This window comes from Rhodoferax sp. (assembly GCF_011391645.1).
Lineage (GTDB): Bacteria > Pseudomonadota > Gammaproteobacteria > Burkholderiales > Burkholderiaceae_C > Rhodoferax.
The window spans coordinates 1-6,421 of sequence record NZ_JAABQC010000129.1; the positions used below are offsets into that span (position 1 = coordinate 1).

General features: G+C 64.0%; 5 protein-coding genes. 3 read left to right on the forward strand and 2 right to left on the reverse strand.

Going from position 1 to position 6,421, the window contains the following annotated elements; all coding sequences use genetic code 11:
- A partial coding sequence (locus tag GPS82_RS12915; RefSeq protein WP_296495373.1) for a GDP-mannose 4,6-dehydratase occupies positions 1 to 449 on the forward strand: 449 nt, incomplete at its 5' end.
- Here the strand turns inward: GPS82_RS12915 and dbpA are convergent.
- The gene (gene dbpA, locus GPS82_RS12920; RefSeq protein ID WP_296495375.1) at positions 430 to 1,818 is read right to left on the reverse strand and encodes an ATP-dependent RNA helicase DbpA; all 1,389 of its coding nucleotides are present in this window, start codon (positions 1,816 to 1,818) and stop codon (positions 430 to 432) included. The genes GPS82_RS12915 and dbpA overlap by 20 nt on opposite strands.
- A gap of 69 nt (positions 1,819 to 1,887) precedes the next feature.
- Here dbpA and GPS82_RS12925 point away from each other — a divergent pair, with 69 nt between their 5' ends.
- Positions 1,888 to 3,381 (forward strand): M48 family metalloprotease, encoded by a 1,494-nt coding sequence (locus tag GPS82_RS12925; protein ID WP_296495376.1) that lies wholly within the window; start codon positions 1,888 to 1,890, stop codon positions 3,379 to 3,381.
- 19 nt (positions 3,382 to 3,400) lie between these two features.
- Here the strand turns inward: GPS82_RS12925 and gshA are convergent, their stop codons facing one another.
- Positions 3,401 to 4,963 (reverse strand): glutamate--cysteine ligase, encoded by a 1,563-nt coding sequence (gshA, locus tag GPS82_RS12930; RefSeq protein ID WP_296495378.1) that lies wholly within the window; start codon positions 4,961 to 4,963, stop codon positions 3,401 to 3,403.
- A 107-nt stretch (positions 4,964 to 5,070) separates the two neighbouring features.
- Between gshA and GPS82_RS12935 the strand changes: the two genes are divergently transcribed.
- Positions 5,071 to 6,421 (forward strand): AMP nucleosidase (locus GPS82_RS12935; RefSeq protein ID WP_296495380.1); only part of this gene is annotated, 1,351 nt, incomplete at its 3' end.

Below are 6,421 nucleotides of genomic sequence, written 5' to 3' on the forward strand. Positions count from 1 at the left end.
TCAACCACGAGTCACCCTTGCGCCCCGAGCGGTTTGTGACGCAAAAAATTGTCAAGGCGGCATGCCGTATTGCGGCAGGCAGCACCGAAACCCTGCATTTGGGCAACCTCGACATTTACCGCGACTGGGGCTGGGCACCAGAATATGTGGACGCCATGGCGCGCATGCTGCAGCAGGATTCACCGCAGGATATTGTGATCGCCACTGGCGAAACGCACGCGCTGGCAGATTTTGTGGCCGAAGCGTTTCAGGCCCTGGGGCTGGATTGGCGTGACCATGTGGTCAGCGACCCCGCGCTGATGCGTCCCACCGACATGCGAATCAGCCGGGCCAACCCGGCCCTGGCAGCCGAAAGACTGGGCTGGCGGGCGGGCATGCACATGCACGATGTGGTGCGCGCCATGGTGGCCGCCGAGCAGGCGCGCACCGTCAAAGCACCCGCACCCTGACACTCTTCCCCTTGACCTTGCCGGCATTGAGCTTGTCCATGGCTTGGCGGGCAATGTCGCGCTGCACTGCCACAAAGGTGGTGAACTCGGTCACCACAATCTTGCCGATCTGCTCGCGGCTGTAGCCGGCGTCTGCCGTCAGGGCGCCCAGCACGTCGCCGGGGCGGATCTTTTCTTTGCGGCCGCCCAGAATTTGCAGCGTGACCATGGGCGGCAGCAAGGGGCCTTTGCCGGTGGGTGTGAGTTCTTCCACCTTGTGCCAGCTGGATTCGAGTTTTTGGTATTGCTCGATCTTGCCAACCGCGCCCATTTCGTACATGGCCGCCAAACTGAACGCAAGGCCGGTTTCGCCAGCGCGCCCGGTGCGGCCAATGCGGTGCACATGCACCTCAGGGTCGGGCGTGATGTCAACGTTGATCACCGCACTGAGTTCCTTGATGTCGATGCCGCGCGAGGCCACGTCAGTCGCCACCAGCACGGACGTGCTGCGGTTGGCAAACTGCGCCAGCACTTGGTCGCGCTCGCGCTGCTCCAGTTCGCCGTACAGCGCCAGCGCGCTGAAACCCTGCTGCTGCAGGTAGGTGACAAGGTCTTTGCATTGCTGTTTGGTGTTGCAAAACGCCAGCGTGCTGACCGGGCGAAAGTGGTTGAGCAGCTTGGCCACCACTTCAAAACGGGTGGGCCGGGTCACTTCATAAAAACGCTGCTCAATCAGGCTTTTCTCGGTGCTGTCGGCCACTGTGATCTGCTCGGGTGAGCGCATGAACTGTTTAGCCAGTTTTTCGATGCCCTCGGGGTAGGTGGCAGAAAACAGCAGCGTCTGGCGCTCGGGCGGGCATTGTTTGGTGACAGTCACGATGTCGTCCAGAAAACCCATGTCGAGCATGCGGTCGGCCTCGTCGAGCACCAGCGTGGTGAGCGCGTCCAGCGCCAGGTAGCCGCGCGCCAAATGGTCCATCACGCGCCCGGGTGTGCCGACCACAATGTGCGCGCCGTTTTCCAGTGACGCGCGCTGGCCGCGCAGCGCCACGCCGCCGCAAAGCGTCACCACCTTGATGTTGTCCAGCGCACGGGCGAGGCGACGTATTTCCACCGCCACCTGGTCGGCCAGCTCGCGCGTTGGGCACAGCACCAGCGCCTGCACGGCAAAGCGGCGCGGGTTGAGGCGCTCCAGCAGCGCCAGGCCAAAGGCGGCGGTTTTGCCGCTGCCGGTCTGGGCTTGGGCGATCAGGTCAATGCCTGCCAGTGCGGTGGGCAGGCTGGCCGCCTGAATCGGGGTCATGGCCAGGTAGCCCAGTTGTTGCAGGTTGTCCAGCGTGGCGGGGTTGAGCGGCAGGGTGTCAAAGGTCGTGGCGGTGGTGTTTGTCATGCCCTGATTATCGGGTTGGCCCATCTGTGCACAATGGAGCCTGTTGTTGATCCACCAGGAGAACCCGACATGATGAAAATACTCACACCACGCCTTGGCTCGCCGCTGTTGCTGGCGGCGCTGCTCGGCGCGTGCGGCAGCCCCATCGTGAACCCGGTCAGCGGCCAGGCCGAGCGCTCGGTGATGAGCGAGCAGATGGAGTTGACCGAGGGCGCCAAGGCACACCAAGATGTGTTGCAGGAATACGGTGTGGTCAAGGACGCGCGGCTGCAGGCCTATGTGAATAACCTGGGCCAGCGCCTGGCCAAACAGTCGCACCGCGGGCAATTGCAATGGCACTTTACCGTGCTCGACAGTCCTGAGGTCAACGCTTTTGCGCTGCCCGGCGGCTATGTCTATGTGACACGCGGCATCATGGCCTACCTGCAAAACGAGGCCGAGCTGGCAGGGGTTGTGGGCCATGAAATCGGCCATGTGACGGCGCGCCACGGCGCCCAGCGCGCCACCCGGCAGCAGGACGCCGGCCTGGGGGTGCTGGCCGCCAGTGTGTTGGGCGTGGTGCTGGAGAGCCAGGGCGTGAGCGGCGCCGGGCGGCTGGCCAGTGACCTGTCGCAAACTGTGGCCTCGGGCTATATTGCCTCTTACAGCCGCGACCAGGAGCTGCAGGCCGACAGCCTGGGCGCCGAATACCTGGCGCGCACCGACTATGACCCGCGCAACATGGTCAACGTGATCAATTCGCTGAAAAGCCAGGAGCGCTTTGCCGCCGACCAGGCCCGTGCCGAGGGACGTGCGGCCCCGACATCGGGCAGCTGGCTGTCTTCGCACCCGAGCAACGACCAGCGGCTGCAGCAAATCAGCCAGCAGGCCGCCCAGTTCAAGGGCAATTACGCCGACGATGGCCGCGCCCGCTACCTGCAGGCCATTGCCGGCATGGCTTATGGCGAAAGTGCCGACCAGGGACTGACCCGCGGCCAGAATTTTTACCATGCCGACATGGGCATCGCCATCACCGCTCCCGCGGGCTGGAAGATCCAGAACGAGGCCAGCCAGTTGGCGCTGGTCAATGCCGCCCGGGATGCCGCGCTGATGATTCAGGTGGCGCCGGCCAAGGCGGGCAGCTCCCATGACGAGGTGATCCGCAACCTGCTCAAACCCAGCCAGGGCCGCACCGAGCGACTGACCCTCAACGGCTTGCAGGCCACGCGGTTTGTCGGCAGCAGAGCCAGCAAGCAGGGCGATCAGGCGATTGATGCCACGCTGGTCACCGGCCCCAGGGGCACGGTGTTTGTGATGGTGCCAGCCGGCAAGAATGCCACCGCGCTGCAGCAGGCCAGAGCCGGTTTGGCGCAGGCCCAGGGCAGCTTTCGCGCCATGACGGCGCAGGACCGCGCCGCTGCCCGGCCCTGGACTCTGCGCACCACGCCGTTCCCCAACGGGGGCTTTGCCCAGTTGGCCAGAAGCTCACCGCTGCCCCAGGCTGAGGCCCAATTGCGCCTGATCAATGGTTTTTATGCTGGCGGCGAACCGAGGGTGGGGCAGGTGGTCAAGGTGGTTGAATGACGAGCCCGCCAAAACAGGTTCAGGCAAAGTAAGCCGCCACAAAGTCCTCAAACGGCCCTTGCGGTGTGGCGTCGAGCTGCTGCTGCGCGGCCAGCGACTGCTGCACGCTGGCCTTGAATTGGGCCAGTGTGCCAGCACTGAGCGCGGTGGCCTGCAGGCTCTGGGTATGGGCTTTTGACATTTCATAAGCAAAGGGGAAGTAGCCGCCGTGCTGCTTGACCGCCTCAATCACCCTGGCAGAAGGCGTGAGCTCCGGCTGGTCAATGCGCTTGCGCAGGTCTTGCAGCGCGTCCTGATAACGCTGCCCGCCATAAGCCACATCCAGCATGGCGGCAAAAGGCACCATCACGTCAAACAGTTCATGCGCCAACTCGCGCAGTGGCTGCTCGCGGTTGTGCACCAGCAGTTGCAGGCTGGGCTGGCGGCCGCGGGTGACCACGCGGCGCTTGTTTTCGTCGTTTTCGCTTTGCTCGCGGCTGGTGATGGGCGGGCTGGCGCGAAACAGGCACATCAGCAGCAGCACGTCGGCAAACAGGCTTTGCTCGGGCGCAATGCCGATGTCAATGAACGGGTTCAGGTCAAACAGCCGCATTTCTATGTATTGCACGCCCAGGGTGCGCAGCGCCAGGGCCGGGCGCTCGCCGTTGGGGGCGATGCGCTTGGGTCGCATGGGGGCATAAAACTCGGCTTCCAGCTGCAGCAGGTTGTCGCTGAGTTGTTTCCAGTGGGCACCGTCGCGCACGCCCAGCTCGGCGTAATACGGGTCAGGGGTGCGGATCGCGGCCTCCAGCCCGGCGCTGTACTCAGTCAGCGAATTGAAGCTGATATTGAGCTTGTCCTGCGCGTGGTTCTGGTAGCCCAGGTCGCTCATGCGCAGGCTGGTGGCGTGCGGCCCGTGCAGCGTGCCGGGCGCCAGTTCGGTCAGGTCTGACGGGTGCCCCTGCAGAAACGACTGGCACAGCGCCGGCGAGGCGCCAAACAGGTAAGGCACCAGCCAGCCATAGCGCAAAAAGTTGCGGATCAGGCCAAAGTAGCGGTTGTCGATGAAGTCCTGCAGGTTGGACTCGCCGGCGCAGCAGTCGCGCAAGCTGAGCCAGAAGTCCTGCGGCAGCGACCAGTTGTAGTGCGCCCCGGCAATGGTCTGCATGGCGCGGCCATAACGCAGCCCCAGGCCCTCGCGGTACACCATCTTGAAGCGCGCCGCGTTGGTCGGGCCGTAGTTGGCAATGGCAATGTCGGCGTCGGTGCCGATCTTGCAGGGCATCGAGCCGGCCCAGAGAAACTCGCCCTCAAGCTGCTGCGCGCTGAAACGGTGGATGTCTTTTAGAAACTCCAACGGAAAGCCGGGCTCGCTGGACGGTGGCGTGATGAACTCCAGCAGCGCCTCGGCGTAGTCGGTGGTGATCCAGGGGTGCGTCAACTTGGACCCCAAGGCGGCGGGGTGCGGCGTTTTGGCGAGCTGGCCGCCGCGGTCGATGCGCAGGCATTCGCGCTCATAGCCGCGGGTGATGCCGCGCAGCAGCCGGGCTTGCGGGGCTTCAGAAAATTGACGGACTTCGTTGCAACAGGTAAATTTCAGCATGACTGGGTGGGTGTCGGATTCGCGGGCACCGAGTATGGCAGTTTTGGCGTCATGCCGTGGCACGACCCGGTATGTATGGTCCCTGACTCCGTGAAACAATCAGACCCATGTCTTATCTACCTGCTTTTATTGCGCCGATGCGCTTTACCGACCCGGCTGCCGCCCTGGCGCAGGCCCGGCTCATTTATGACAACAGCATTGCCCACCTGCGCCAGGCGATGCAGCGCTTTGTGGCGGGGGAAGACCTGCCCGGCCACGCGCGCGCCTGCTACCCTTTTGTGCGGGTGCACACCGCCACCGTGACGCGCCAGAGTTCAAGCGAATCGGCGCGCCTGAGTTATGGCTTTGTGGCCGGGCCGGGCCGTTTTGAGACCACCCTGACGCGGCCTGACCTGTACGCGCGCTACTACCTGGAGCAATTTACCCTGCTGCTCGACAACCACGGCATGGCGCTGGAAGTGGGCACCAGCAACCAGCCCATTCCCGTGCATTTTTCCTTTGCCGAGAACGACCATGTGGAGGGCAGCCTGAGCCCGCAGCGGCGCCAATTGATGCGCGACGTGTTTGACCTGCCCGACCTGGCCGCGATGGACGATGGCATTGCCAACGGCACCCACGAGCCGCACCCTGGCGAGCCCCAGCCGCTGTCCCTTTTCACCGCGCCCCGGGTGGACTATTCATTGCAGCGGTTGCGCCATTACACCGGCACCGGGCCCGAGCATTTTCAGAACTTTGTGCTGTTCACCAACTACCAGTTTTACATTGACGAATTCATCGCGCTTGGCCATGCCGCCATGCGGGACGCCGCGAGTGACTATGTGGCTTTTGTCGAGCCGGGCAATGTGGTGACCGAAAAAGTAGTCGTCACCGGAAATTTGGGCTCTGACCCCAAATTTCCGGCGCGTTTGCCGCAAATGCCCGCTTACCACCTGGTGCGCGCTGATGGCAGCGGCATCAGCATGGTCAACATTGGCGTCGGCCCGGCCAACGCCAAAACCATCACCGACCACATTGCCGTGCTGCGTCCGCACGCCTGGATCATGCTGGGCCACTGCGCCGGCCTGCGCAGCAGCCAGCAGCTGGGCGACTATGTGCTGGCGCACGGCTATGTGCGCGAGGACCATGTGCTTGACGAAGAACTGCCGCTGTGGGTGCCGATTCCGGCGCTGGCAGAAATCCAGGTGGCGCTGGCCAGCGCGGTGTCGGAGGTCACGCAGCTCAAGGGGCCGGAGCTCAAGCGCATCATGCGCACCGGCACCGTGGCCAGCACCGACAACCGCAACTGGGAACTGCTGCCCGACAACGGCCCGCAGCGCCGCTTCAGCCAGAGCCGCGCGGTGGCGCTCGACATGGAAAGCGCCACCATTGCCGCCAACGGCTTCAGGTTTCGCGTGCCCTACGGCACCCTGCTGTGCGTGAGCGACAAACCGCTGCACGGCGAGATCAAGCTGCCTGGTA